The organism is Phenylobacterium sp. (genome assembly GCF_031181185.1).
Lineage (GTDB): Bacteria > Pseudomonadota > Alphaproteobacteria > Caulobacterales > Caulobacteraceae > Phenylobacterium.
Genome location: NZ_JAPSKZ010000308.1, coordinates 1 through 2,205 on the forward strand (window position 1 = coordinate 1; position 2,205 = coordinate 2,205).

Sequence of the window (2,205 nt, forward strand, 5' to 3'; positions counted from 1 at the left end):
AGCGCCGCCAGGATGCACATGGGGACGATGAGAATCACCGCCAGCGGCAGGGTGAACGCCTCGTACTGCGCCGCCAGCACGAGGAACACCAGGACCACCGCCATCACGAACACGATGGCTCCGGAGTTGCCCGCCGCCTTTTCCTGGAAGGCCAGTTCGGTCCACTCGTAGCCCATGCCCTGCGGCAGATTGCGTTCGGCGAGTTGCTCCATGACGCCGATCGCCTGGCCTGACGAAACCCCCGGAGCCGCCTGGCCGATCACCTCGGCGGCGGGGAACAGGTTGAAGCGGACCACCCGCGTGGGACCCGTGTCGTCCCGAAGCTGGGCCACCGATCCCACCGGGACCATGGCGCCCGAGGCGGAACGCACGCGCAGGTCGGCGATGTCGGCCTTGTCGTCGCGGCCCGTGGGCTCGGCCTGGGCGGTGACCCGGAACGTGCGCCCGCCCAGGGTGAAGTCGTTGACGTACGTCGAGCCGAGATAGGTGCCGAGCGTCTCGAAGATCGACTGAGGCTGGACGCCCATCATCAGGGCCCGCTGACGATCGACGTCGGCGGTGACGCGCGGCGCGCCGGTGTTGAACTGGTTAAAGACCCCCTGCACCTGGGCAGCGCCGGCCGCGGCGCCCATCAGTCCATTGGCCGCCTGCTCCAGTTCGCCGTAACCGGCGCCCGAGCGGTCCTGAACCATCAGCTTGAACCCGCCGCCGTTGCCTAGGCCCTGAACCGGCGGGGGCGAGAGGACGAAGATGTTGGCCTCTTCGACGGCGCCCAGCTTGCCCATGATGGCGCCGGCCACGGCGTCTGCGCCCAGCGTGGAGCCACGTTCCTCCCAGTCCTTCAGGCGGATGAACATGGTCGCCGCGTTGGAGGCGTTCGAGAAGCTCGCGCCGTCGAGGCCCGCCATGGCGGCGACAGTCTCCACGCCGGGCATCTGGGCGACCTCGGCGGCCGCCTGGCGCACGATGGCGTCGGTCCGCTCAAGCGAGGCGCCTGGAGGAAGCTGGACGACCCCGATCAGCACGCCCTGGTCCTGCTGGGGGATGAAGCCGGTGGGGGTCGCCACAAGACGCCAGCCGGTGACGGCCAGCAGTCCGCCGTAGATTGCAAGCACGATGACGCTGGCCCGCACCAGCCGTGCGGTCATCCGGCCGTAACGGTCGCTGAGCCGGTCGAAGGCGTGGTTGAACCATGCGCCCGCCCGTTGAAGGGGGCGCAGCCAGCGGGGGCCGTGTTGTCCTTCCTGGTGGGGCTTGAGCAGCAGGGCGGCGAGCGCCGGTGAAAGGGTGAGGGAGATCAGCAGCGAGATGGAGGCGGCGGCGGCGATCGTGACCGCGAACTGCCGGTAGAACTCGCCCGGGATGCCGGGCACGAACGCCGTCGGCACGAACACGGCGAGCAGCACCAAGCCGATGGCCACCAGCGCGCCGCTCACCTCGTCCATGGTGCGGTAGGCGGCGTCGCGCGGCGTCATGCCCTCACGAATGTTCCGCTCGACGTTCTCGACCACCACGATGGCGTCGTCGACGACGATGCCCACCGCCAGGACGAGGGCGAAGAGGGACAGCGAATTGATCGAATAGCCGAGCGCGAGCTGCACGGCGAAGGTGCCGACGAGCGCCACAGGAATGGCCAGGATCGGGATGATCGCCGCCCGCCAGGTCTGCAGGAAGACGAGGATCACCAGCACCACAAGCACGACGGCTTCCACGAGCGTGTGCTGCACGGCTTCCACCGAGGCCTGGACGTATTCGGTCGGGTTGTAGGGGATCGTGTAGGCGACGCCCGGCGGGAAGTCGGCCTTGGCTTCCTCCACCGCCTGGAGCACGCCCTCGGCCGTCGAAAGAGCGTTGGAGCCCGGCTGCTGGATGACGGCGACGCCGATGCCTCGCTCGCCTCCGAAGTAGCCTCGCACGCTGTAGTCCTGGGAGCCGAGCTCGACGCGCGCGACGTCGCGGACGCGGGTGACGCGGCCGTCCGCGTCGGCGCGGATCACGACCTCGGCGAACTGCTCGGGCGTCCCGAGGCGTCCCTGGACCTCCACCGGCAACTGGGTGGCGACGCCCCGGTCGGCCGGGGCCTGGCCCAGCGCGCCGCCCGAGGCCTGCACGTTCTGGGCCTGCAGCGCGGCTACGATCTCCTGCGAGGTCAGGTTGCGCGCGGCGGCCTTCTGCGGGTCGATCCAGATCCGCATGGAGTAAAAG

Annotated in this window: 1 protein-coding gene; it reads right to left on the reverse strand. The window is 69.6% G+C overall.

The genetic code is table 11. The features are described from left to right. On the reverse strand, positions 1–2,205 hold a 2,205-nt coding region (locus RIF93_RS20275), incomplete at both ends, for an efflux RND transporter permease subunit (protein ID WP_309093245.1).